The sequence below is a fragment of the Labrenzia sp. PO1 genome, from assembly GCF_012273635.1.
Classification (GTDB): domain Bacteria; phylum Pseudomonadota; class Alphaproteobacteria; order Rhizobiales; family Stappiaceae; genus Roseibium; species Roseibium algicola.
In genome coordinates this window covers 441,420-465,776 of record NZ_JAAXCR010000001.1, presented here as the reverse complement: position 1 = coordinate 465,776, position 24,357 = coordinate 441,420, and the positions used below count along the sequence as shown (strand labels likewise).

The window sequence follows — 24,357 nt, the reverse complement described above, 5'->3', positions numbered from 1 at the left end:
GGCGTTACTTTGGAATGCCCGCAGTCCCATCCAAGCGGAAATGCGGGTGTCCCCCGTCGCTCTGCTTCGCTTGGGAGGATTTTGATACCGTTTTGAGCTCATGCAGGTAATTGGCCTTGAACGGGTTGCTTGCGTACAGCGATGAAGTCGGCGGCCGTTTTTTGCCCCTGCAAATAAAAAAGGCGGCCAGTGGCCGCCTTTTTCGTGTCTGACTGTCCGTCTCTTAGTCGAGCCGGCCGCTGGCGTGGGCCAGCATGGTGTAGACCTTGCCGGTGTCCGACGTCAGGTACGTCTGGCCGAGCATGTTGTCGCGGTCGTTGCGCGATACCTGGGCCAGGAGCTGCTCGAAGTCTGCCACATACCGTTCGACGGCAGTGCGGAACTCCGGATCGCGAGAGTACTTCTGACGGATTTCGTCGAAGGTCTGCTGACCCTGCAGCGTGTAGAGGCGGCGGGTGAACACGTGGCGTTCGCCATTGCGGTAGCGGTTCCACAGATCGACGAAGGTTTCGTGATCGATGGCGCGGGCAATGTCGACCGACAGCGAGTTGAGGCTTTCAACCGTGTGCAGCGGCGTGCGGCTCATGTCCGTGTCCGAACCGGCATCGTCGTCGCGCGAGGCGCGGCGCAGCAGGTCGGCAACCCAACCCTTGCCACCGGAACTGGTGGTTTCGGCAGGGGCCGGCTGTTGCCGGCGAGTGGTGACCGGTGCCGGACGCGGTTCGCTTGCCGGGGCGCTCTGCTGACGGGCAGGGGCTGCTGGAGCATAGTTCACCGGAGCCTGCTGCTGCGGGGCAGGAGCAGGAGCGGCGCTTGCCACTGCTGCCTGGGCCTGCGGCCGGGAGATGTCGAGCGCGTTGGACTGCTTGGCGACAATCTCGGAGAGTTCCGTCAGAGCGCGGATCTGCTCGTTGACCACCTTGCGCAGCGCTGCGGAAGATTCTTCCGCTTCTTCCGGCAGGTTCAGGACACCCTGTTTCAGTTCGCTGCGGGTTGCTTCCAGCTCGCGGTGAACGTCGCGGGCAACATCGCGCATCCGGGCGGCCGCATCGTTGAAGCGATCGGACGCTTCGGTAACGGTGCGGGTCATCTCGGCGATGATGTCGTCCTGTGCGGAGCGGATAGCTTCGCGGGCCTTCTGTCCTTCCATGCCTGCCGTGAGGCGCATGGATTCGAACTGCTCGGACACCTGCTTGGACGCTGCTTCAGCCGCCGCGGACAGCATGTTGGCTGCATCGCGTGCCTTGTCGTCTGCCGTTTCCAGCGTTTCGGACAGGGTCTTGGTGAAGGAGCGCATGAGCGTGTCGACGGCTTCGGTCTTCGCCAGAAGCGTGTCTGCAACGTCCTCGATTGCGGTCCGGCGCTCGGAGACACGGCTCTCGACGGAGCGGTTGGTGTCTTCCAGGTGACGGGCTGCCTTGGTCAGTTCCTCCGACTGGTCGCCGAAGCGGCCGGTGAGGTTCTTGATGTCCGCCAGCGTGGTGTCCGTCACATCGCGCAGGTTTGCAACCTGTTCGGTGATGAGGGCCGTGGTGGAGTTGGTTTCCGAAACCGCCCGGTCGACGGCAGAGCGGAACTCGCCGGCGCGGCGGGCCAGGTTACCCTCCACCTCGTTGAGGTTCTCGCCCGCAGTCGCGACGATGCCCTGCAGGTTGCTGTTGGACGTCTCGATCTTGTTGAGGATCTCGGTAACGTCCGCTTCCAGCCGACGCTTGGTGTCGGTGAGCAGGGTGGTTGCCTGTTCGCTGCGCTCGTTGATGCTGGCGACGATACGGTCGCCGGCTTCCACCAGCGAGCGGGTCGCGTCGAGGCCGGTATGGGCGAATGTATCGGTGACATCGCGGCCCTTGACCGTGATGGCTTCCAGGATCGCCGTGTGGACCTCGGACAGGCGTCCGGTAAGGTCGTTGGCACGCAGTTCGATGGCGCTGATGAGTTCGTTGCCGTCGGTGCCGACGATCTTCGCCAGCTCGCCGGAACGGGCGCCGAAGGCTTCGTTGAGCGCGGTTGCCTTGTCCAGCAGTTCGTTGGCGACCTCGTTGCCGCGGCCGACCAGAAGATCTGCTGCTTCAGTAACGGCGCTGTTGACGCGGGCACGAACCATACCGGCTTCGCTCGACATCTGGCCGCGGATTTCCTCCAGCGTTTTCGCCAGTGTCATGCGGGCCTGCTCGCTTTCGGCGGACAGGTTGCCGGAGATTTCGGCAATCAGGCCGGACAGTTCGTTGCGGACCTTGTCGCTTTCGCCGGTCAGAGACCCGGAGAACTCGGCCAGGGTGCCAGCGTAGAGTGTACGGGCCTTTTCGCTTTCGGCTGCCATGGCGCGGGCGGCATCGCCAACCGCGCTGAGCACCAGCTCGCGGATCTTGCCGCTTTCACCGGACATTGCGCCGGTAGCCTGGCTCATTGCAGAGGTAACCGCATCGGCTGCCTTCTGGCTTTCGCCAACCAGGACGCCGCGAGCTTCGCCGACGGAGCCCAGGACGATCTGGCGCATGCGATCGCCTTCACCGGAGAGCTTCTCCGTCGCCTGGCTGAGAGCACTGTCGACGATCTCGACCGTGCGATTGCGTTCGTCAGAGAGGGTCTGGACAGCGGCGGTGACCGCTTCCTGAACCACATCACGCAGACGCGTGCTTTCGGTGGAGAGCGTTGCTCCGGCTTCGGAGATAACGGCCGTGAGAATGTCACGAGCACGCTCGCTCTCGCCGGTGAGGGTGCCGGAAATGCTTTCCAGACGCTCGTTCAGCAGCGTTTCCAGCTGGGTGGCGCGGCTGTCGAGGGTTTCGGCAACCTCGAACACCTTGGCGCCCAGGGAGACGTTGATCTCGGCGATCCGCTCGGACAGGGATTCCGTCAGCTGCTCGCTCTGCTTGCCCAGCACGCTGCCGGCTTCCGCCAGACGGTTGTCGAGGGCAGAGGTCATCTCGTCCTGACCGTCGACAAAGGCCTTGGCGATTTCCTTTGTGCGGGAAATCAGGGTTTCGGAGATCTGGCGGGCACGCGCATCGAGGGTCTCGTCGATCCGGTCGGTACCGCTGGTCATGGAGGCGGAGATCAGCTCGGCCTTGTCGGCCATTGCTGACGTTGCTGTATCAACGCGCTGCGACAGGGACTGGCCGATTTCCTCGGCGCGTTCGGCAAGGGTATTGCCAGCCGCTTCGATGCGCTGACCAAGCTGCAGCGTGATGGCGTCGGAACGGTCCGCAAGTACATCGGTGATGTTGCGGGTCTTTTCCTCCAGCGCATCGCTGATGCCGGTGGTGCGGTTCTCGATGGCATCGGACAGGATCTGCGTACGGGCTTCCAGGGTTGCCTCGAAGGCCGCGGTCCGCTGATCGAGCGTCAGGTCCAGGGTGTTGATGTGGCTGCCGAGAGAGGAGTCCATCGTGGAGATCCGCTCGCTGAGCGAGCTGTCCATCGACGAGAGGCGATGCTCAAGCGAATTGTCCAGCGTGCTGATGCGATCGGTGAGGGTGGCGTCCATCAGGGCGTAGCGCTGTTCCAGCGAAGCGTCCATGGTGCCGATCCGCTCGCCAAGGCCCGCATCCATGGTGGTGAAGCGGTGCTCCAGAGAGCTGTCCATGGTGGCGATACGGTCGGTCAAGGTCGTGTCGATGGCGGTGTAACGCTGTTCGAGGGTCGCATCCATGGTGGCGATACGATCGGTCAGGGTCGTGTCGATGGCGGTGTAACGCTGCTCGAGGGTCGCATCCATGGCCGCGATACGGTCGGTCAGGGTTGCATCGATTGCCGAATAGCGCTGGTCGAGCGATGCATCCATTGTCGCGATGCGATCGCCCAGAGAGGCGTCCATGGAGTCGATACGGGTGGCGAACGTCGTGTCCAGCGTGGACAGGCGTGAATCCAGCGCTTCGGACAAGAGCAGGGTCTTGGTGTCGAAAGCGTCGATCAGCTGGCCGCCGCGATCGGTGACGATGGTTTCCAGCTCGGTGAGGCGGCTCGACAGGCCGTCCTGCAGCGCCTGGCCACGTACTTCCAGAGTTTCGGCGATCTTGCCGCTGATCTGGTTGATGTCGCCGGCGACACGGTCGCCGCGGCTGCCGATGAGTTCGGCAAGCTGGGTTCCGGTTTCCGCCAATTTCTGGGTAAGTGCACCGGTCTGGTCGCCGAGGCTCGCGGAGAATTCGCCGGAGACGCTTTCCAGGGTCTCCCGGAAGCCAATGGTCTGCTGTTCCAGGATGGTGGCCATCTCGTTGCTGCGGGCAGCCAGACGTTCGTCCAGTTCGCTGCCGTTGATGGAGATGGCGGTGTAGATACGTTCGGAGATGTTGTCGAGTTTCTCGGCCAGCTCACCACCGCGAACGGAGATGGTCTGGGTGAGGGACCCTGCGGTTTCGTCGAGCTTGGAGGCGATTTCACCGCCGCGCAGCGACAGATCGACCACGATGCTCTCACCGGTGCCACGCAAGATTTCCGCAACTTCCGTAGACCGGCTGGACAGGGTCTCGACGATTTCCGCACCCCGGATCGAGATGGTGTCGGTAACTGCCTGGCCTTTTTCGGAAATGCTCTCGACCACACGGTTGCCGGTTTCGGCAAGGGACTCGTCCAGCGTGGTCACGCGGTTGTCGACGGTTGCCACCAGTTCCTCGGTGCGCGAGGTGATGGTGTCGATGAGACGGCCGGAGGTGAGCGACAGGTTGGCGTTGATTTCCTCGCCGCGTGCCGTGATCACTTCGCCGACGTTGTTGCCGGTCGTTTCCAGGGTGAGCCGGAACTCGTCCGCCTTTTCGCTCAAGGTGTTGATCACCGAGTTGCTGGAGGTTGCCAGGGTCTCGTTGATCGTCGTGCTGCGAGCGGACAGGGTTTCCACGAAGGTGTTCGCGGTGTCTGCGAAGCGTTCGTTGACCTCGTTGCCACGTGCCGTGAGCGTTTCCCACATGGTGGAACCGGTTTCCGCCAGGCTGTCGACCAGATCGTTGCCGGTAGACGAGAGGCGGGCAACATAGTCTTCCGCGCGGACCGTGAGGCTGTCGACCAGTTCATTGCCGGAGGCGTTCAGCGTTGCACCGAGAGACTCGATGCGGCTGTCGACGGTGGATGTGAGTTCTTCAACACGGCTGTTGACCGCATCGATCATGCGCTGGGTAGCATGGTCCACGGTGCTGCCGAGTTCACCGGAGGTGCTGGAGAGCTGTGAGGCGAAGCTCTCATGGGCACCGGCGATGGTTTCGCGCACGCGCTCGGCGTTCATGACGATGGACTCGCGCTGGCTGATCAGTTCGTCGATCAGGGCGCGGATCTTCAGTTCGTTGTCATTATAGGAGCGTTCCAGCGAAGACACTTCATTATGGACAAGGACTTCCAGCTCGCTTGCGCGCGCGATCGCGCGTTCGATGCCGTCGCCCATGGCGGCGACTTCGCGGCGGATGGCCTGGCCAACGCTGAGGATGCTTTCCTTGGCCATGTCTTCCGGTTCGGCAAGACGCAGGGCCACTTCGGTCATGCCACGGGCGACAATGCGCATCTCCTGCGCGCGCCAGATCATCATGGCCATGACGAAGAAGAAGATGATCGGAACGACGATGCCGACGACGGCCAGGATCATTTCAGGAGAGCTGAGCAGCGTCTGGGGATCGGTCAGCGATCCGACCTTGTCGGGGAACGCTGTCATGAAGAGGCTGCTGCCAAGCGCGGCCCAAAGGGCGCTGAGGGCGAGGGCGCCCCAGAACGGCGCTGAAGACGGACGGCGCTGCAAGGAGTAGATCAGGTTGCCGATGTTCCGGCGATCGTCGTTGGCTGCCGGCGGGCGTCCGCCGCGGCCACGGCGTCTTGACTGACGCTGCTCTTCGCGCTGGGACTGGCCTCGCGTTTCCCCCTGGGACCGGCGTGCCGGTTCCGCCTGGGCAGGGCTAGCCTCTGCCGCGGAGGTTGTTTCTGTGGTATCCGGGCCGCCGAAATCAAGTTTCAGGGCTTCTTCAACTGCTGAGAGAGCCGCTTCTGCCGGATCTTTCGCCTTTGTCGGATTTGCCATTTAGGGTCGCCTCACATCCGTACTCATTACACACCGGTAATCGTGCAGAGCCGCTGGCGCAGCTCCTTACAGTTATCTACCGGATGCGTCCTCGTTGCGAGCGTTGCCCAGCTGTGGCAACGCCGCAAAACCTGTTCGTGCGAGAGGGCCGCCGCTGACCGACCGTGAACTTTCCGTTCGACGGTACACTCCCCACCTTGCCGCATCAGTAACTGTAATGGCACAATCTCTCCTAACGAACAAGAAACGGCAATAGCGTGAGTCACTTAGGGGGCGGATTGGATGCCGGATTCAAAGCAGGTTGACGCATCGGCAGATGCTGAAAATACGGTTCTGGAAGTTACTCTCAAAGCGGGAAAGTTGACGGCTGCGCAAAAGCGGTGGTTGCAAAAAGGGCTCGGGCAGGCGGGGGGCAAGCTGCCTCTGTTCGATGACAACGGCCGGGAAATTCCGGCGCGCACAATCCGCGCCTGTATCGATGCAGGTTGGGCAGAGCCTTGGTTTTCCAACCCAATCAAGCCCGACTGGCTGGTCTGCAAGCTCACGCCCGCCGCCATCGAAGCACTTTCTGCAAGTCAAAAAGTCAAAAAAAGTTAACGGCGAATCAGATCATTAAAATTTTAGCGATTCAGGAAATCGGCGGAAACGCAAGGACTTTTTTAATCCTGTTTCGTAACCTGCGTTAAAACGCATTAACCATGAAATCAATTTTTTGGGGACATGGGCCGAAAGGGACGGTTTGAGCAACCGGTTTAACCGGGTGTTTGGGCTTGGGGCGCATTGTTGTGGCTCTACAGCTTGCGGCGGGGTGCCGTCAGGCAGGTATCGAGTAATGTGGAGCACCCTTATGGCCCCTTCTTCCATGGCCCGCGTCGCCGGACGTGCCGGTCCGGAGGCACCGATTGATCTGGTGCAACTGGCAACCAATACGCTGGGTAACCGGGATCTAGAAGTGCAGGTCCTGCATCTGTTCAAGTCACAGTCCATCTCGACGCTTGAGCGGTTGAAACAGGAAACCGACAATTCCGTTCGCCTCGACCTCGTGCATACCCTGAAAGGGTCCGCCCGGGCCATCGGCGCGGAGCGGGTCGCGATCGTTTGCGAAAATCTGGAAGGCAAGATGCGCTCCAGCACCGATACAGCCACCGAAGGCCTGATTGCGGCGGTCGATGAGGCAAACCGATACATCCGGGACCTTCTGGAAGGTTGAAGGTCAGACCCCGGCCAGAACGGGAGAGGCAGATTGCCGCGTGGAAATGGCACGGTCCTTGACCTTTTGCCGTAAATCTTTATGTCGTGCTTCGAAGACCCGCAAATTCAGGCTTGGACGCGACATATGCCGAAAATCACATTTGTAACCGCCGATGGAACCCGGACCGACGTTGACGCCGCTGAAGGCTCTACGGTGATGGAAAACGCTATCAAGAACATGGTCCAGGGTATCGAAGCGGAATGCGGCGGTGCTTGCGCCTGCGCTACCTGCCACGTTTACGTAGATGATGCCTGGAGCGGCAAGACCGGATCTCCGGAGCCGATGGAAGAGGACATGCTCGACTTTGCCTACGACGTGAAGCCGACCTCGCGCCTATCCTGCCAGATCAAGGTGACGTCCGATCTCGACGGCCTTGTGGTGCATGTGCCTGAGCGGCAGGCCTGATCAGGTCAGTTCAGACAAGATTTCAAACAAAACGCCCGCCGGATCACTCCGGCGGGCGTTTTGGTTTGTCCAGGTACAGAGTTTACTCTGCAGGTTGGGCAGAAGGCTTGCGGTACCAGAAGTCGACTTCATGGCCTTCTTCCGGATTGCTCGGGATCAGGGTTGCCAGCACAAGGCTGACCAGGGCCATGGCAGCGCCGGCCAGGAAGACCGCAGCCGGGGACACCAGCCAGATGAAGCCGAATACCACCGGAATGAACACCGCAGCGATGTGGTTGATCGTGAAGGCGACACCGGCGGTGGGGGCGATATCGGCAGGATCGGCGATCTTCTGGAAGTAGGTCTTGATGGCTATGGCGATCGCGAAGAAAGCGTGATCGATCACATAAAGGCTGGCCGCCAGTGTCGCGTTGGTGACGAAGGCATAGCAGATGAACACCAGGACCAGGCCGACATACTCCAGAACCAGCGCCTTGCGCTCGCCGAAGCGAACAATCAGTTTTCCGATCTTGGGTGCCAGCACCATGTTGAAGGCGCCGTTCAGGAGGAACAGGCCTGCAACTTCGTGAACGTCATAGCCGAAGCGTTCGACCATCAGGAAGCCGGCGAATACCGTGAAGATCTGCCGCCGCGCACCAGCCATGAAGGTGAGGGCATAATAGAGCCAGTAGCGTTTTCTCAGGATCAGCTTCTTGTGCTGCGGCACGCCTTCACGGAAATGCGGATAGGCGAAGATCAGGAAAACAAGAACGACCAGCGTCAGGCCACCGGCAATGGCGAAAACCACCGTAAAGGACAGTTCGAACATCTTCCACGCCAGGAAAATGACACCATAGGCAATCAACTGGGCGAAGGCGCCAACAGCCAGGATCTTGCCCATGCTTGCAGCGGCCGTTGCCTTGGGCAGCCATTGCAGCGACAGCGACTGCGCCATCGTCTCGTAGTAATGGAAGCCGATCGACATGATCAGCGTCGTTATATAAAAGCCGATTGCGGTCGGAAAATAACCTGTGACGGCAACGCCGACGCCCAGGAGCAGCAGCGACACATAGGCGAGCGTCTGCTCGCGCATCATCAACAAGAGATAGACCGCAAGGAAGCTCAGGAAGCCCGGGATTTCCCGGATCGATTGCTGAATGCCGATCTCCCGGCCGGTGAAATCCAGCTCCTGGACGGCGAAGTTGTTCATCAGGTTCCACCAGGCAGCAAAGGAAAGCTGCATGGCACCTGCCATGATCATCAGGAGAACCACAGGAGACCGCCAGCCGGTCGCCTCGTTCGGGTGCGCATTCTGGGTGAAGTAAGACATTGTGTGGCCGTGGAAAAAGAAAACGTTCGGCAGTGTTGAGAGCCGTTTCTAACGCCAATTCTGGTTTGCGTGTTAGCGCTGTTTTGTCATGAGATGTTTCCGACACGCCAAATTCTGGCTGGTGCAGCGCTAGGCATCCGGCAATAAGGCGAAATTATCCTTGTCGATCATGGCTTGGCGCGAGGAAAGCCTTTCACGTTGCCGGCAGGAACTGGGCATAGTTGCCGCGATTGTGCTGCGTTGCCGGGGCCTCCGGTGCTATTGGCCCTCTGTGCAATATCGGGGTGAAGGTATACGATCCGGCGCATGAGCATTCATCCCGAACTTGCCGAGTTTCCGAAAGAGGCTGTCGCCGCGCCGATTATCGGATACGCGCGGACCCAGTTGCAGGGCCGGAACAATGGCTGGCATTCGCATGATGCAGCGCAGCTCTTCCATGTGATCAGGGGATCGATTGCCATCGACACGGAGATGGGCACCTATTTCGTGCCACCCGAGCGGGCGGTCTGGTTGCCGCCCAGGGTCAGCCACCAGACCCGGTATCTGACCGACACGGAGCTGCGTTACATCTATGTCCAGTATGATTACACGAGGGATCTGCCGCAAACACCGCAGGTGATGCAGGTGACGACCCTGCTCAGGGCACTCATTCTCGAGTTCATGTCCTATCCGCGCTCCGAGACGGACAAGGGGCCGGCGGCACGGATCGCTGCGGTAATCCTGGATCAGTTGAAGATGCTGCCGGTTGCCCCACTGCAGCTGCCGATGCCGCAGGATGCCCGGCTGCGCGACCTGTGCGAAGGCGTCGTCCGCTGTCCGGCACATATTCCCTCGCTCAGCGAGGCTGCGGACCGGTGTGCGACTTCCGTGCGTTCTTTCGAGCGGCGCATAAAAGCGGAGACGGGGCTCAGCTACCGTACCTGGTGCCGCCAGGTGAAACTGTTCCGGGCTCTGGAGTTGCTGGCGTCCGGGCGAAGCGTTTCCGACGTCTCCCACAAGCTCGGTTACGAGGGGCCGAGTGCCTTCGTCTCAACCTTCAAGAAGGCCTTCGGCGTGACACCCGGCCGATACTTTGACGGTGTCGAAGCCGATTGATCCTTGTCATGGCGGTGCATGTCTTCCGGGCGCACAAAAAGTCGACCTGATTTTTTGGGGAGACAAGACATGTTCAAGAAAATCCTCGTTCCCGTTGACCCGGCCGAAAGCGGCTTTGCCACGGAGGCGCTTGCCAAAGCCTCGCAGTTTGCCCGCGACTATGGCTCCAAGATCCACCTGATGGCGGTTTGCCCGGAAGTTCAAAGCTTCGTGGCGAGTCAGCTTCCGGAAGGCTGGCAAAAGCGGGAATTCGAGGAAACCGCGAAAATCCTCGACAAGATCGCATCTGATCTGGACGTTCCCGAAGGCACTGTCGATGTGACCGTGCGTATGGGGTCGGTGTATCATGAAGTGATCGAGGAAGCCGAAAAGGCGAATTGTGACCTGGTGCTGATGACATCGCACAAGCCCGGCCTGTCGACCTACTTCATCGGCTCGAATGCCGCCCACATTGTCCGCCACGCACCGTGCTCGGTCATGGTGCTGCGCAGCTAGAGCGACAAGCAGCGATCAGGCCGTTCGATGCTGCCGGGCCTAGAAAGGTCGATCGGCTCGTGAACCCCAGCCGTCAGCCATTGCGCGTCAGCAGCATGGCGACGGCTGCATAACGGAAGGGGTAGAGGCTGGTGTCAGCCTTCAGGCGGTCTTCGGCCCTTGCAAAGATCCGGTTGATCAGATCCTTCCGTGATGGGCTTTCAGGCAGGGCGGCGCGCAACACCGCTTCGGTGAAGGCGCGGAAGAAATTGACATAGTCGCGGGCATAGCGGTCAAGATCGCCGTCCTGCTTGAAGCGGTCGACGAACGGGACCGCAATTTCGTACTCCATTGACCGGTCGAGTGAAAAAAGTCCGGCAGCTCCATACGTATCGTTGGTGACCGGGTCTGCAAGTTCTTGCAGGTCCCGCATGTACACCGGCTGGTAATAGCGGTCGTAGACGTCCCTGCTGATGTCTCCGGCCTCGACGAAGTCCAGAACCGCGTCGTTCAAAAGATCATAAAGGCCATCACAGGTTCGAGCCGGGCCCTTGGAGCCAAACACCTGAACCAGCAGCTTGCCACCTGGAACCAGTTCCCTTGCACGGACGGTAAGGAAGCGGGCGATATCGTTCTTCGCCTGTTCGGCAAAGGCATGCCGGTCTTCTTCGGAAACATAACCGTTTGCCCGTGCCACACTTGGGCCGTTGGGCAGGATATAGCCGGGCAACGTGTCGACAGGGCGGCAGGAGAGAAAGCCGATGGCGTTGAAGGTGGTGGCAAGGTGCAAGCTCTGCGACGGGCAGAGCTGATCGTACATCGAGCCACCGATCGCGGCCGAGTAAACCCTCTCAGACCCGAAGACCGAGCCGCCATCCGGTCTGAGGCTGCGGAAAAGTTCAGAAAAGTCGTTTGTGGGAAGGTCTGAATGGATGGTCTGGATCGGCCGTTCGGTGCGTGCAAGCAATGCCGGGAGGGCGTGTTTCATGACGGCAACAGAATTGCGGCCTTCCGAGCAGCCGTAGTCGGCAATGCCAACGGGACCGCTACCCTCAATCGGCAGGCTCGCAATCGCCTCTTCAACGAGTGGCAATATCTTTTCGATGGCAGACCATTGGGCAGCCGAGTTGGCGTTGTAAAATCCCCCGCCTGACATGCCGGTCGTGGTTGCGTGGGAAACAGGTTGCGCGAAAGGGTGATCGGGTTTTGGGGGCGGTTCCATGTGTTCCCTTTCTGCGCCTTTTGTGCGGAAAATCTACCTGGCCAGTTCCTTCATGGCGTCCGTCAGACCTTCGACGGTCATGGGAAACATGCGGCCTTCCATGAGTTCGTTCAACATCTGGATGGAATGCGTGTAGTGCCAGTGTTCCTGCCGAACCGGGTTCAGCCAGACCGCGCTCTTGTAAAGCCCGGTGATCCGCTGCATCCAATCGGCTCCGGCTTCCTCGTTCCAGTGCTCAACCGAGCCACCGGGATAGGCAATCTCGTAGGGGCTCATGGACGCATCGCCGACAAAGATGATCTTGTAGTCGGCTGGGTACTTGTGCAGCACGTCCATCGTCGGCATGCGCTCTGTGTGGCGGCGGTGGTTTTCCTTCCAGACATACTCGTAAAGGCAGTTGTGGAAGTAGAAGTGTTCCATCACCTTGAATTCGGAACGTGCGGCTGAAAACAGCTCCTCACAGACCCGGATATGATCGTCCATCGACCCGCCGATATCGAAAAACAACAACACCTTGACCGCGTTGTGGCGTTCCGGCCGCATCTTGATGTCCAGAAGGCCCTTGTGGGCTGTTGCGCGGATGGTGTCGTCGAGGTCCAGTTCTTCAGCAGCACCCGTTCGTGCGAAGTTGCGCAGTCGCTTCAGGGCGACCTGGATGTTGCGGGTGCCTAGCAACTGGGTGTCGTCGAGATCCTTGAATTCGCGCTTGTCCCAGACCTTCACCGCACGACGGTGCCGGCTTTCGTGCTGGCCGATGCGCACACCTTCCGGATTGTAGCCATAGGCACCGAACGGCGACGTGCCTGCCGTCCCGATCCATTTGTTGCCGCCCTGGTGGCGCTTTTGCTGCTCCTTGAGGCGTTCGCGCAGGGTTTCCATCAGCTTTTCAAAGCCGCCGAGTGCCTCGATCTGGGCCTTTTCCTCTTCACTGAGATGCTTTTCCGCCAGGCGGCGCAGCCATTCCTCCGGTATTTCGGTGGTGGCAACCTCGCTCATGAGGTCGAGCCCCTTGAAGACGTGGCCGAAGACGCGGTCGAACTTGTCCAGGTTGCTCTCGTCCTTCACCAGCGTGAGCCGGGCGAGATAGTAGAAATCCTCGACGCTCTTTTCCGCCAGATCCTTATCCAACGCTTCCATCAGCGTCAGATATTCGCGGAGCGAGACCGGGATGCCGGCCGATTTCAGTTCGGTGAAGAAGGTAATGAACATGTGCGAAAGGTAAGTTCCCGGCAGTTGCCTGTCGAGGGGTCAAAAAGGTCGCTTCGACAGGAGTTTGCGAAGCAGCTTGCCACTTTTGCGAAAGGGCGCCGTCATCTTCCAGGAAGACGAGGCGAGGATTGCGTCGTAACGGCGTTTCTGCAGGTCGAGTTCGGCCTGCAATTCTCGGATCTTCCCCTGCTGGGCGGAAACCGTTTGCGTCTGCCGGGCCGCGTTGTCCGCATACTGCCGGCTTTCGGACCTGAGGTGGCTGATCAGCATTTCATTGCAACTGGTCTGGAAATCCTGCCTTTCCGCCGGATCGGCAAACCTTTGCATCAGCGCCATCATTTCACCCTGCCTCTCGGCAAGCGACATGTCCTGACGGTGCACGGCGGAAGGCTTGATGCATTGAACCGTGGGCCGTGTTGCAAAGGTGAAGTCCGGGCGTGCCAGGAACTTCCGCCACATGAAGAGGTCGGTCCAGAAGTCAGGTGGTGCCGGGCTCCAGCCGACATCCAGAGACCGATAGGCCTCAAGGGAATAGCCAACCGTCGACGGGCCGAAGAAGTTCCAACGCGTCTCCAGCATCTTGCGGCGCGTGTCCGCGTCCGACAGATCTCCGATATGAACCTTGAACGCCCCGTCAGGCAGAATTTCAGCCTGAAGCAGATTACCGAAGTCGCAGGTTTGGAGCAGGCGGCCCAGTTCCGACAGATGTTCGGGAAACCAGATGTCGTCATCGCCGATCTGGGCAACAAATTTGCCGTTTGCCTGCTTGAGAGCCGTGTCCCGATGAGCTTCGCCGTGCCGTTCTCCCTTGGGGAAGGAAAAAACACGGATCCTCTCGTCACGCCCTGCCAGCGTCTCCGCTTCCTGCACGGTCTCTTGGGGGGCGCCGTCACATACGATGAACAGTTCGAAATCTTGCAGGGACTGGCCCAGAACACTTTCGACGGCGAAAGGCAGAAGCGCGGGAGGTCTGTTGACCGGCAGCAGGACGGTGAAGCGCGGATGGGTCACGGCAATCCTGCGAGCGCTCTGAGTTCGGCAATGCGCCTCACGATCAATGCGCCTTCTGCAGCCGAGGACTTTGGAGCAGGCCCCCCTTCCAGGTGCGCGACGAATGCTTCCAGTTCGGCCAGAAGAGGCATTTTCGTGCCAACCTCGATTTGCTGAGGCTTCTGGCCTTGATCTCTCGGGGCAAGGAGAATGCGATCGTCATAGGATGAGGCCAGTTGGGCCACCGCCTTGCTGCCGATTACGACGGCGGAGCGTTTTGGGGCCGGATGGAGGGAAGAGATCTCCATGGTGACGGTGAGCGGTTCCCCATCGTTTTGAAGACGGGCAATCAGGTCCTCACCACCCAGGCCCGGGATCTGGGCGATCGCCGAATGAGCCTTGGGCAATGTTCCCAGGATTTCGAGCGCGATCGAAAGATCATGCGGCATCAGGATCCAGAGGCTGTCGACATCCTTGTGAGGATTGCCCCAGCCGAGCCGATAGGTGCGCACCGCTTCGATCTGGCCCAGAGCTCCGGATTTTGCCAGTTCCGCAAGTTTCAAAATGCCGGGATGATAGCGCCACTTGTCCATGACGAAGAGACGTTCCTGCAGCGTATCGGCAAGTCTTTGCGCTGCCTGTGCGTCGTTGGTGACCGGTTTCTCGCAGAAGATCGGCCGGTTCCGCGGTGCAAGAGCGTCGATGCAGGTTGCGTGAAGCACCGTTGGTGGCGCAACGACATATCCCGCGCAGTCAGGAAGCTTGGCGGCGCTATCGCACACCGAAGCGGCTCCGACCTCCCGGGCGGCGTGCTGGCTGTCCGAACCGGGCACCGCCACGTGTACGTTTACACGCAAGCTGCGCAGATCGCGAAAGATGAGCTTTCCCCACCGGCCAAAGCCAACCAGACCGATATCAGTCATGGCTGTGTCCAACAGCCGGCGATGTGAAATTGCAGGTGACTGCGTAATCAGGCATTGGCGTCCGCATAGAATTTATCAAGCATCTGCGAATAGTTGTCGGCTGTTCTGTCTCTATCGGAAAGGACAGGGTCCTTCGTTGGCCAAGACAGGTTCAGTTCCGGACAATCGAACTTGCAGCCCAATTCGTCCGTCGGGTCAAAGTAGGTGGAAACGGAATAAAGATGCGTCGCGGCTTGCGGAAAATAAAACCCGTGGCAAACCCCCGGTGGGATTGAAACAGCTCGTCTGTTTTCCGCTGAAAGATCGAGAAACTGCGATGTTCCAATGGTTGGGCTGTCGCGGCGTATGTCATGCAGACCAAGTAGCATCTTTCCGGACAGGACCATCAGATAATCGTAGTGATCCTTGTGCACGTGAACACCGCGCAATGTGTCTTCTTTCGAGGTGACGATGTTCCACTGGATCGACTTGAAACCGGTGAGCCAGGTCTCCCGGTAGATTTCGGTGAAACTGCCGCGATCATCGATGTGCGAAACCAGGTCATGGACAATCACGCCTTCAATTGACGTTTCTTCGGTTTTCATCGAATTGCCTGACCCCAACGACCGTTTTTCTCGCGCAAGCTTCGCGGCCCATCCGGACCCAGGGACAGACTAACAGGTTTCACGACGATGTGGAGGCCGGCATCGGAACAGCGTTTGAGGGAAGGGGGCTTTCCCAAGTCCTCAGAAACTGATCTTGGCGCCCAGGCGAACCGATGCGGAAAGTGTATCGGCGCTGTCGTAACCGCCTTCTATTCCGGCGAGAAATTTCGTGCCGTCATTGACCTGCCACACGGCATCGGCTGCCGCAAAACCTCGGAGGACCGCATCGTCGTCGTCGACGGACAGGTTCAAGGCAGCTCCCTGCAGGGTGCCGTCGACACTGTCGTTTAGCGTGAAGATGCCGTCGATACCCGCGTTCGCACTGAGATAGAGCGTGCCGCCATTCTGGACGATGGGGGCATGATCGTAGGTCGCCTGCGCGCGCAGTTCCAGAACGTGCAGCGACCGGCCGGAAACCGAAAGGCCGGTGGCGCTTTCATCGGCGTCGCCCGTTTGCCAGAGACCCGAGTAGCGCACACGAGCGCTGGGTGTCAGCGTACCCTCACTCAGGGCGAAGGCATGGCCGAGACGCGCGGAGGGCGTGACGTAGACATAGTCGTAGTCGATGGAAAGGTCCTGCAGGCCACCGACAACCATGTTGTTGAGGACGGTGACGTCTTCATCGCTCTTCAGGTAGCCGCCGAGAAGGCTGAATTGAGCAAAGGTCGCCTGCCAGGAGCGGCTGAGATAGCCACCGGCGTGGATGCTGTAGCTGGAGGCCGAGTGAATGTCGCCGTCGCTGGTCGTCCTGCCGATGGTAAAACCACCGGCAACACCGGCGGCAAGCCCTTCGGCGAATGTCTTCTCAGCCCCGGCAGTGATGCCGCCGAATGTATGGTCGAACCCGTCGCTGCCTTGCCTGGAAAGAACACCGCCGAGAGGCGTGACCCAAAGAGCGGTGGCGTTTTGCTCTTCCGGAGCCGGACCGTTGGTTGCGACGAAAGACGTGCCGCCCAGTCGATTGAGGTCCATCTGCTGTTCAAGGCTGCCGGTGACAGCGCGTGTCATGGTGTTGAAGGTCTGGGCAACCGTGTCCAGCCGGAAATCGTCTGGATTGAGGATGGTGATCGTGTTGCCGTTGGTCGCTGAAGTGAGGCCTGCCGTCGTCAGCGTTCCCGGGATGCCGCTGAAGGTCAGGATCGCCGTTTGCCCGGCCGCGTAGTTCAGGGTTGCGGTGGTCGGATCGGTAAAGGTCAGAACACCCTGAAGTATGGTGCCATTGTTCAGGGTAACGGTTGCATCAGAACCATCGACATAGATCGAGGACCCGTTGCTGCTGTAGATCTCGCCGGAGTTGGTGATCGTGACATTGTCGCCGTCAACGGCAATGCCATGTCCGACATCGTCATGATCTCCGGAAATCGTGCCAGTGTTACGTAGCGTGCCGCTGTTGGAAATGGTGACATCGTCGCCATTGGATTCGATCGGGTTGGCGTCTTCCCCAGAAACAGTAATCGTGCCCGAGTTGGTGATAGCGGCGCGGTCACCATCATTGTCGATGCCGTCTGCCAGCGTACCGGACATGGTCATCACACCGGTATTGATCAGGATGACATCGTCGCCGTCGCTGTCAAAGCCGTCCGCGTCCTCGCCAGTCGTTGTAATCGTTCCGGTGTTGGTTATCTTCGCGTCGTCTTCATCGGTGTCGATCGCATAGGCGTCGTCACCTGTCGTGGTGATCGTGCCTGAGTTCAAGACGGTCGGACGGTCGCCCTCGGCATTGATGCCATAGGCAGCTTCACCAGTGGTGGAAATCGTGCCGGAGTTGGTGATGTCCGTGTCCGCACCAAGCGACAAGATTGCATCGGATTCCTTGCCCGTTGTGGTGATGGTACCCGAGTTGGTGACCGTGAAGTCGTCCCCGTCACCGGCAATGCCGAAGGCACGGCTGCCGGTAGTGGTTATGGACCCGTTGTTGTGAACGGTGGCGTCGTCTTCGTTCGACCCAATACCGGCAAAATTAGGTGTGCCAATGGTTGTCTTGGTGACGCGGATGGTGCCGTTGTTGGTTGCTGTCTGGTCGTCGTTGTCCAGAACGAGGCCATCCTGATCGGTAACCTCGATGGTGCCGCCGCTCTCGACTGTTCCGGTGTCGCCAACGTCCGTCAGTGTCTGTGTTGTGGTGACCGTGGTGCCCGAGCCGATGGTAATGTCACCGGCAAGGCCTTTTTCCGGACCAAGCAAAACCAGGGCGCAACTGCAAAGCAGAAAAGCCTTGAGTTGGCGGCGATGCTGAAGGGCGGATTTCGTCTTGATTGGCAACGGCCTGTCGCTACACAAGTTAACGTCTCACCTGGCTATTATTGTTGTATTCCGAGGAAGACGCCACTGCTCGTCCGCAGAAACCTTAATGAATGAAACGTTTATGTGTCATTGGTAGAAATAGCAATCGATTTGGTTACGTTGCGCGTGTAACCATGCCGTGTATTATTTGAAATCTAAACTTTAAGACTTGTCGGCCGGGTCTTCTTTTTTGGCAAACGAGACAAGCTCACCCATGAAGTCCGAGATGGTCGGTCCAGTGCCGGCCACGAACGGTGCCGGCCTGCAGACTGCAATTGCTGCAATGCCGATGCGGGCCGTGAGCAGTCCATTGACCACGCCTTCGCCCAGGCGGGCGGAAAGTCGAGCCGCCAGACCGTGACCCAGCACCTGCGAGGCAAGGCTGTCGCCTGCTGCCATGCCGCCGGTCACTGCCAGGTGTGCCATGACGTGTTTTGCGAGGCGCAGAAAGCCAAGTGTGCCGGGTCTCCCACCGTAAAGTGCGGACAGGCGCCGGATCGTGCGCAGGTTCTCGAACAGGACCGCCAGCAGATCGACCAGTGCCCGTGGGCTGACGGCCGTGACGATGGAAACGCGTTTTGCACTGTTCATCACGATGCGCCGGGCTTCCAGGTCGAGCGGGCTGAGAAGATCGCGTTCGGCCAGTTTCACCAGATCCCGGCCGTCGATGACTTCCCGCATATGCCCCGCCAGCGCCTTGCGGCCCTGGGCCGTCTCGGGACGGTCCTTGTAGAGTGTGAGCAGTTCCTTCAGGCCGACTGATGCCGCCTTCGCGTCATCTGCTTCGGCGGCGCTCTGCAGCCGGTCTCGCAGGTGGTCTAGTTGGCCAAGGCGCATGAGGCCCGCGATCTCGCGAATGACCAGGCCGAGCAGGCCAAGCGCCGCAAGAACGGCAAGAGCCACACCCAGCCATCCCAGCCAGTCGGTCCGGGCAAAGAGATCCCGTATCAGGCTGTCGACCGCAAGGCCGACTGCCAGCGAGACGAGGCCGGACAGGCCGATCATCAGCCACTTGCCGAACCGAAATCCGGATCTGGGAGTGCTGGCGGCGCGGGGAAGGCGAGGTTCCTCGTCGTCAATGAAGGCCTGGGTGACCAGGGCTTCGCCGGCCGAGGGCATCCTTGTTTCGTCATCGGTCATCCGCACCTTGGAATCATCGAGACGGAAGGCGGTCGGTTTGCGATTGGACGGGGGCTGGGAACCGGTCATGCCAGGCGATCTCCGATCAGGAATTCCAGGGCGCGGTCAAGCCGGATATGCGGCAGAGACAAAGTCAGGCCTTCTGCGGTCTTGTCGAGTTCCGGCGGCCGGAACCTCAGGAACTGAAGGTCTGCCTGAGCGGTTTGAAAGCTTGCTCGAAGTGCTTCAGAAACTGAGTCAGCTTGTCCAAAAAGTGATTCAGGGTCGTCCGGCAAGTCACCGGGAAACATGGCGATTTCGGTTTTTCCGTCGTAGGTGTCACCGTTCAGCCGTTCGCCCGGCAACGGTGTTCCAAGGATCGCAGGCAGAGCTTCGCCGCGATGTTTGACCGTCGCCTCACGCGTCGCACGGACTGCGGCCATGGCCAGCACTTCGACCTCCGCACCCTTGAATGTTGCCTTCTCTTCTGCTCGGGCAACCAGTCTCTTCAGGATCAGCTCCAGTCGGTCGTGATCCGACCTGTGCAGGTGGTCTGCCTTGGTCGCCGCGAACAGGATGCGGTCGATTCGTCGCGACAGGATGGAGGACAGCCAGCTGCGTTTGCCCGGACGGAAAGCTCCGAGAACTTCGGTGAGGGCGGTTTCCAGATCGGCAATCGCGTGCGGCCCTGCGTTCAGGGCATGAAGGACATCGACCAGCACGATCTGGCGGTCGAGGCGCGCGAAGTGATTGCGGAAGAACGGACGCACAACGTGGGTCTTGTAGGCCTCGTATCGCCGCTCCATCATCGCCCGCAATGTGCCTGTCCTTGCCGGGGCTGCGTCTGCCGGAATGTCCAGCGGCGCGAAGGTCAGTGCCGGGGAGCCGTCGAGATCCCCGGGCATCAGGAAGCGTCCCGGGGGAAGCATGGACAGGGCGTGGGCGTCGGCTCTGCAGGCAGCCAGATAGGTTTTGAAATTTGTCGCCAGCTCTTGTGCCGCCGGTTCGCTTTCTTCTGCGTTCGCATCCGTGGCGGCCAGGATCTTCAGAAACGGCGCGGCGATCTCCGCCCGGTTTTCCGCCCGGGCGCGCCGCATTGCCTCGGCGGAGAAGGTGGCATAGTCCTTGCCGAGAAGCGGCAGATCCAGCAACCACTCGCCGGGATAGTCGATCAGGTCGAGATGAAGCCGGCCGGGACCAAGCTTGCGGTGGAAGTAGGAGGCGCTCTCATAGTCGATGGTCAGGCGCAGCTCGGAGACCTGACGGGTCGATTCCGGCCAGATACGCTCACTCACCAGGGCACGCACGTGCGCTTCATAGTCGAAGCGCGGCACGGCGTCGTCAGGTTGCGGCTGAAGCCTTGCGCCGGTCATTCTGTGCCCGGAAGCGGCGCTGAAGAGCGGCAGGCGGCCACCATGAACGAGGTTGTGCACCAGCGCGGTCAGAAAGACGGTCTTGCCTGCGCGCGCAAGTCCGGTCACGCCCAGCCGGACGCTCGGCACTGCCAGATCGGTTGCCGCATCGGCAAGATTGGCCAGTGTCAGCCGGGTTTCTTCTGCAAGTGTCGTCAATGGGTTCACAAGGGCCTCCAGCGCGTTCATGTAGGCGCAGGCGGGAACAAGTACAATCCGGGACTCGGCTGATGCTCTAGTCGAGGTCTTCCTTCAGGTCCCGTGGTTTGACGAAACGTTCCAGATGGCCGGTCTTCGGCTGCAGCTCTGACCAGTCGGCAATGTCGAAATCGATCACGGCAAGAGCGCCAGTCGGAAACTTTTCCTGAATGTCTGCAATCGCGTCGCTGGATGCCGTGCCGCTGAGGCTCAACGCCGTATCCTCGGTTGCCGGGTTATGGCCAATGACCATGAGGTTCTGGGCCCGGCCACCATATCGGCGGATCAGCCCGACATAGTCGTCTTCGCTTTGCTGGTAGAGGTCGGACACCAGGTGGATCTGTGTTTCCTGTGTGAGGGTAGGCAGAAGGCGGGCCAGGGTTTCCCGGGTCCTCTGTGCAGTAGAGCACAGGATCTGGTTGGGCTGCAGGCCCTGTTCCTTCATGTAACGGGCCATCTTGACGGAGGCGGTCTTGCCGCGGCTGTTCAGAGGCCGGTCGATGTCGGCCAGGTTCGCGTCGCCCCAGTCTGATTTGGCGTGTCTGAACAAAAGGAGCCGCATTGTCTTTCCTGGTTCCTTGAAAGTGGAAAGTGTGCCGGCGGGTCAAAAGCCGGACTGCCGGTCAGTTCTGGTTGGCAAGCGCCATGGTGAAGGCGGTTACCGCCGGTCCGATCTCCACTTCCTGAGTCGGCAGCGTGTAGGACAGCCACAATGTATAGTCCGATGTGGCACCGGAAAAGTACCACATCGTTTCGCACAGGCTTGTCGGCGTCCAGTTGCGGGTCCGGAACGAGATGCCGGAGGCGGCAGCGCCCGTCAGCTTGATCGGTTCGAATCCGGCTGCCTTGTAATTGCGGGAAAATGTCAGCGCTTCGCGGCGGCCAGTGCCCTGCAGGTGCTTGCGCAGGACAGCGGTAATGCCGTCGCGGCCGGTGTAGATGCATCCCGCCTGGCTGACGGCATCACCCTCCATCACCTTGATGCGGTAGTAATCGCCGATCATGTCGGGGCAGCGCAGGCCGGTGAAATGGCGCAATCCGCCGACATCGCTTTGCCAGCCTGCGTCCTTTTCGGGAGGCACTTGTGCAAGAACAGGCCCGCTCGCTGCCATCGGCAGCGTGAGCATCGCCAGCACCAGAAAAGCGGTGGCCTGTTTCACCAAGTCAGTCTCCTTGTCACCCCGACCCGAAGATCGCGTTTTGCCCGGTCCGCCGCCCGGGCGCTCAGCCTCGACCAGCTTTCACGTTGAGGCAGGCCCGGGTCTTCAGGACCGTTCCCGCCGCGCCATGAATGCCAGGCGTTCGAACAGGTGCACGTCCTGTTCGTTCTTCAACAGCGCGCCATGCAGCGGCGGTATCAGTTTGGAGCTATCTTGTTGACGAAGGGTTTCAGGATCGATGTCTTCGTTCAGCAGCAGCTTGATCCAGTCGATCAGCTCCGAGGTCGAGGGCTTCTTCTTCAGTCCGGGGACGTCGCGTACGTCATAGAAGAGGCGCAGTGCCTCCGACAGGAGCCGTTGCTTGATGCCGGGAAAATGCACTTCAACGATTTCCGACATGGTATCGGCATCGGGGAACTTGATGAAATGGAAGAAGCACCGGCGCAGGAAGGCGTCGGGCAGGTCCTTCTCGTTGTTTGATGTGATGATGACCACCGGGCGCTGCTTTGCACGGACGGTTTCACCGGTCTCGTAGACGTGAAACTCCATGCGGTCGAGTTCCAGGAGAAGATCGTTCGGAAACTCGATATCGGCCTTGTCGACTTCGTCAATCAGCAGAACCGGCCGCTCTTCAGCGTCGAATGCTTCCCAGAGCTTGCCCTTCCGGATGTAGTTGTTGATGTCCTTGACGCGCTCGTCACCGAGCTGGCTGTCGCGCAAGCGCGATACGGCGTCATATTCATAAAGGCCCTGCTGAGCCTTGGTGGTGGATTTGACATGCCATTCGATCAGCGGGGCTTTCAGGGCGACCGCAACCTGTTCGGCGAGCACGGTCTTGCCGGTGCCGGGTTCACCCTTGATCAGCAACGGCCTCTCCAGGGCGACTGCGGCGTTGACCGCGACCCTCAGGTCTTCCGTGGCAATATAGCTTTCAGTTCCTTCAAAGCGCATTTGGCCGTCCGTTTTTCCTAGGTTGGCCGCAAGGTGGCAGGCCGCGCGCGGCTGTGCAAGCCCGTAAAAGGCAGGAGTGCCGGCGCACGGCAATTTTGAACATCTGCCACCGGCCAGAGCGGAAGTTTTTGCCTGTCGGGTCGTGACCTGCCGGGTTCTTTTTTCCGCTTCTGGAAAAGGAAAATTTCCTAAGCTTATGAAACAAAACGATAAATTATGTCCTCGTCAAACTGGCACGGCCTTTGCGGAGGAAGGCCGATTATGGGCGTAAGCCCGCGTCGCAGTGCCCGATCTATAAAGAGGACCGCAAATGGGTATTTATGGGGCTATCAACTCGGCTGTCTCCGGACTGGCTGCGCAGGCTACGGCTCTGGAGAATATTTCCGGTAACGTCGCAAACTCGCAGACGACCGGTTACAAACGGCTCGACACGACCTTTTCGGATCTGGTTTCCGGGGGTGGGGCCAAGCAGGCCCAGCAGGTTTCCGGAACCACCTTCGCCACATCCCGCGCCACCAACACCGTGCAGGGTGATATCACGTCGGTCGACGTCGATACCTACATGGCCATCAACGGCGCTGGCTATTTCGTCGTGACCAAGGCGTCCGACGTGGTCGATGGCTCGACCACCTTCGCAGATGAGACCTACTACACCCGCGCCGGTGACTTCGAGCGCGACAAGGAAGGTTATCTGATCAACAGCTCCGGCTATTATCTGCAGGGCTTCCCGCTGGACCCGAACACCGGAAATGCGATCGGCGACAACCCGGCCGTCATCCAGATCGAGAACCAGCCGCTGGCGGCATCCGCAACCACGACTGTGGACTACCAGGCCAACCTGCCACGGGTTCCCGCGACTACCGACTATGATGGCACGGATGAAACCACTGCCCTCCTGAACGCTTCGGTCGGTGCCGGTAACGTTGCCGTTGCAGATGAAACCGACTTCCTGAACAGCTCCATTTCCGGCGGATCCACAACGATCTATAATCAGAACGGTACGGCGATGAACGTCGAAATCCGTTATGCCAAGACCGCGAACTACGATGCTGGCCCGCCCATCGTTGAGGACGCCTGGTCGATGTATATCGGTACTGGCGGCGATGCGACCGATGCCTGGTATGATGTTGGTACCGTCCAATTCGACGATACCGGCGAGATGACGACCCTGACCGCCGGTGCCATGGCCGGTTCCGCAGTGAACGGTACGGGCGACGGCTTTACAATCTCCTCGCTGACCATCGGCGGCACGACGGCAACGGACGTCGAGTTCTCGTTTGCCGACGGCTCCCTGACCCAGTATTCCGACAAGGACGGCAGGGCCAGCTCCGTGTCGCTGGATCCGGATGGCTATCCTGCAGGTGAGCTGATCGGGGTGGCTGTAGACGCTTCCGGCCGCGTCATTGCCAGCTATTCCAACAACCAGCAGCGTCCGGTTTACCAGATCCCGCTTGCGACGTTCGAGGCCGAGCAGGACCTGCAGCGCGTTGACGGTGCCGCGTTTGCGGCAACGGCCGGATCGGGAGACGCGGATCTTTCCGGAGGCGGGCAGATCCTGGCCAAGAAGCTGGAACTCTCCAATGCCGATATCGCGGACGAGTTTTCCAAACTGATCATCACCCAGCAGGCCTATTCGGCAAACTCGCGGATCGTCACCTCAGCAGACGAAATGCTCGACGATGCCCTGAATATGGTCCGGTAACACCGCCTAGG

At 60.0% G+C, this 24,357-nt stretch carries 19 protein-coding genes; 6 read left to right on the top strand and 13 right to left on the bottom strand.

Annotated features, from left to right (window positions below; genetic code table 11):
* Positions 1–223: 223 nt before the first annotated feature.
* Positions 224–5,998 carry an antitoxin gene (locus HCG46_RS02225; RefSeq protein ID WP_023000669.1) on the bottom strand — a complete coding sequence of 1,925 codons (5,775 nt, stop codon included), beginning with the start codon at positions 5,996–5,998 and terminating at the stop codon, positions 224–226.
* 282 nt (positions 5,999–6,280) lie between these two features.
* Here HCG46_RS02225 and HCG46_RS02220 point away from each other — a divergent pair, with 282 nt between their 5' ends.
* The 3 genes from HCG46_RS02220 to HCG46_RS02210 all read left to right on the top strand — a co-directional run bounded on the left by HCG46_RS02220 (position 6,281) and on the right by HCG46_RS02210 (position 7,655).
* Entirely contained in the window at positions 6,281–6,595 is a 315-nt protein-coding gene (locus HCG46_RS02220; RefSeq protein ID WP_023000670.1) for a hypothetical protein, read from the top strand.
* Positions 6,596–6,845: 250 nt separating this feature from the next.
* On the top strand, positions 6,846–7,208 hold the full coding sequence (locus HCG46_RS02215) for an Hpt domain-containing protein (RefSeq protein WP_208984210.1): 363 nt from the start codon (positions 6,846–6,848) through the stop codon (positions 7,206–7,208).
* Positions 7,209–7,334: 126 nt separating this feature from the next.
* Positions 7,335–7,655, top strand: coding sequence for a 2Fe-2S iron-sulfur cluster-binding protein (locus HCG46_RS02210; protein ID WP_023000672.1), 321 nt, complete (start codon positions 7,335–7,337; stop codon positions 7,653–7,655).
* Between the two features lie 82 nt (positions 7,656–7,737).
* Here HCG46_RS02210 and HCG46_RS02205 read toward each other — a convergent pair whose 3' ends face one another.
* The gene (locus HCG46_RS02205; protein WP_168684422.1) at positions 7,738–8,964 is read right to left on the bottom strand and encodes an MFS transporter; all 1,227 of its coding nucleotides are present in this window, start codon (positions 8,962–8,964) and stop codon (positions 7,738–7,740) included.
* Between the two features lie 306 nt (positions 8,965–9,270).
* On the opposite strand from HCG46_RS02205, the gene HCG46_RS02200 reads away from it, so the two are divergent.
* Positions 9,271–10,059 carry a helix-turn-helix transcriptional regulator gene (locus HCG46_RS02200; protein ID WP_023000674.1) on the top strand — a complete coding sequence of 263 codons (789 nt, stop codon included), beginning with the start codon at positions 9,271–9,273 and terminating at the stop codon, positions 10,057–10,059.
* 69 nt (positions 10,060–10,128) lie between these two features.
* The gene (locus HCG46_RS02195; protein ID WP_023000675.1) at positions 10,129–10,554 is read left to right on the top strand and encodes a universal stress protein; all 426 of its coding nucleotides are present in this window, start codon (positions 10,129–10,131) and stop codon (positions 10,552–10,554) included.
* Positions 10,555–10,627: 73 nt separating this feature from the next.
* Here HCG46_RS02195 and HCG46_RS02190 read toward each other — a convergent pair whose 3' ends face one another.
* The 11 genes from HCG46_RS02190 to HCG46_RS02140 form a co-directional block, all read right to left on the bottom strand.
* Positions 10,628–11,755, bottom strand: coding sequence for a class I SAM-dependent methyltransferase (locus HCG46_RS02190; RefSeq protein ID WP_168684420.1), 1,128 nt, complete (start codon positions 11,753–11,755; stop codon positions 10,628–10,630).
* 33 nt (positions 11,756–11,788) lie between these two features.
* Positions 11,789–12,964: a VWA domain-containing protein gene (locus HCG46_RS02185; protein ID WP_168684418.1), complete on the bottom strand. Its 1,176-nt coding sequence runs from the start codon at positions 12,962–12,964 to the stop codon at positions 11,789–11,791.
* Positions 12,965–13,003: 39 nt separating this feature from the next.
* Positions 13,004–13,975, bottom strand: a complete 972-nt coding sequence (locus HCG46_RS02180) for a glycosyltransferase family 2 protein (protein WP_168684415.1) — start codon at positions 13,973–13,975, stop codon at positions 13,004–13,006.
* Positions 13,972–14,877: a Gfo/Idh/MocA family oxidoreductase gene (locus HCG46_RS02175; RefSeq protein ID WP_168684413.1), complete on the bottom strand. Its 906-nt coding sequence runs from the start codon at positions 14,875–14,877 to the stop codon at positions 13,972–13,974. The genes HCG46_RS02180 and HCG46_RS02175 overlap by 4 nt, the downstream gene beginning before the upstream one ends.
* 47 nt (positions 14,878–14,924) lie before the next feature.
* The gene (locus HCG46_RS02170; protein ID WP_023000680.1) at positions 14,925–15,461 is read right to left on the bottom strand and encodes a dTDP-4-dehydrorhamnose 3,5-epimerase family protein; all 537 of its coding nucleotides are present in this window, start codon (positions 15,459–15,461) and stop codon (positions 14,925–14,927) included.
* Between the two features lie 141 nt (positions 15,462–15,602).
* On the bottom strand, positions 15,603–17,783 hold the full coding sequence (locus HCG46_RS02165) for an autotransporter outer membrane beta-barrel domain-containing protein (protein WP_168684411.1): 2,181 nt from the start codon (positions 17,781–17,783) through the stop codon (positions 15,603–15,605).
* A 183-nt stretch (positions 17,784–17,966) separates the two neighbouring features.
* On the bottom strand, positions 17,967–19,013 hold the full coding sequence (locus tag HCG46_RS02160) for a TIGR01620 family protein (RefSeq protein ID WP_168684399.1): 1,047 nt from the start codon (positions 19,011–19,013) through the stop codon (positions 17,967–17,969).
* Positions 19,010–20,524, bottom strand: coding sequence for a YcjX family protein (locus HCG46_RS02155; protein WP_168684396.1), 1,515 nt, complete (start codon positions 20,522–20,524; stop codon positions 19,010–19,012). The genes HCG46_RS02160 and HCG46_RS02155 overlap by 4 nt, the downstream gene beginning before the upstream one ends.
* A gap of 46 nt (positions 20,525–20,570) precedes the next feature.
* Entirely contained in the window at positions 20,571–21,095 is a 525-nt protein-coding gene (locus HCG46_RS02150; protein ID WP_023000684.1) for a histidine phosphatase family protein, read from the bottom strand.
* A gap of 61 nt (positions 21,096–21,156) precedes the next feature.
* Positions 21,157–21,693 (bottom strand): hypothetical protein, encoded by a 537-nt coding sequence (locus tag HCG46_RS02145; protein ID WP_209009282.1) that lies wholly within the window; start codon positions 21,691–21,693, stop codon positions 21,157–21,159.
* Positions 21,694–21,798: 105 nt separating this feature from the next.
* Positions 21,799–22,644 carry a MoxR family ATPase gene (locus HCG46_RS02140; protein ID WP_031269182.1) on the bottom strand — a complete coding sequence of 282 codons (846 nt, stop codon included), beginning with the start codon at positions 22,642–22,644 and terminating at the stop codon, positions 21,799–21,801.
* Positions 22,645–22,954: 310 nt separating this feature from the next.
* Here HCG46_RS02140 and HCG46_RS02135 point away from each other — a divergent pair, with 310 nt between their 5' ends.
* Positions 22,955–24,346 (top strand): flagellar hook-basal body complex protein, encoded by a 1,392-nt coding sequence (locus tag HCG46_RS02135; protein WP_075284272.1) that lies wholly within the window; start codon positions 22,955–22,957, stop codon positions 24,344–24,346.
* Positions 24,347–24,357 lie beyond the last annotated feature (11 nt).